General features: G+C 43.7%; 1 protein-coding gene. It reads right to left on the reverse strand.

Going from position 1 to position 1,189, the window contains the following annotated elements:
• Positions 1–12: 12 nt before the first annotated feature.
• On the reverse strand, positions 13–1,188 hold the full coding sequence (tuf, locus tag ACFIK8_RS09660; RefSeq protein ID WP_012755022.1) for an elongation factor Tu: 1,176 nt from the start codon (positions 1,186–1,188) through the stop codon (positions 13–15).
• Position 1,189 lies beyond the last annotated feature (1 nt).

Genomic DNA, 1,189 nt, shown 5'->3' on the forward strand with positions numbered 1-1,189 from the left:
AACAAGCATTATTTATTCAATGATCTTAGAGACGATACCGGCACCAACAGTACGACCACCTTCACGAATAGCAAAACGAAGCTTCTCTTCCATCGCTATCGGAACGATCAACGAAACATCCATGGCAACATTGTCGCCTGGCATAACCATTTCCGTTCCTTCTGGAAGCGTAACAATACCTGTAACATCCGTCGTACGGAAGTAAAACTGAGGACGATAATTCGTGAAAAATGGTGTATGACGTCCACCTTCATCTTTTGTCAAAATGTAAGCTTCTGCTTTAAAACGTGTATGAGGCGTAACAGATCCTGGCTTCGCCAATACTTGACCACGCTCAATCCCTTCACGGTCAACACCACGAAGCAGAGCTCCTATATTATCACCCGCTTGACCCTGATCTAAAAGTTTGCGGAACATTTCAACGCCTGTAACCGTCGTCTTAGACGTTGGACGAATACCGATAATCTCGATTTCCTCTCCAACTTTAATAACACCACGCTCAACACGACCCGTAACAACGGTTCCACGACCCGAAATCGAAAATACATCCTCTATCGGCATCAAAAATGGTTGATCAACAGGACGTTCAGGGGTTGGAATATAATTATCAACTTCACTCATTAAAAGACGAACAGCATCTTCACCAATGCTTTTATCCTTATCCTCAAGAGCTGCCAACGCAGAACCTTTAACAATTGGTATATCATCGCCTGGAAAATCATATTTGGATAAAAGTTCCCGAACCTCAAGCTCTACAAGCTCCAAAAGTTCTGCATCATCAACCTGATCAACTTTATTAAGAAAAACAACAATTGCTGGAACACCAACCTGACGCGCAAGCAAAATATGCTCACGTGTCTGAGGCATTGGACCATCAGCTGCTGAAACAACCAAAATAGCACCATCCATCTGTGCTGCCCCTGTGATCATGTTCTTCACATAATCAGCGTGTCCTGGACAATCAACGTGCGCATAGTGACGATTTTCCGTTTCATACTCAACGTGCGCTGTAGAAATAGTAATTCCACGTGCGCGTTCCTCTGGGGCAGCATCAATTTGATCATAGGCTTTAAATTCACCAAAATATTTCGTAATCGCTGCTGTCAACGAGGTCTTCCCATGATCAACGTGACCAATCGTACCAATATTAACATGCGGTTTTGTTCGTTCAAACTTGCTCTTCGCCATC

Source organism: Bartonella sp. MR168JLCBS (assembly GCF_042194175.1).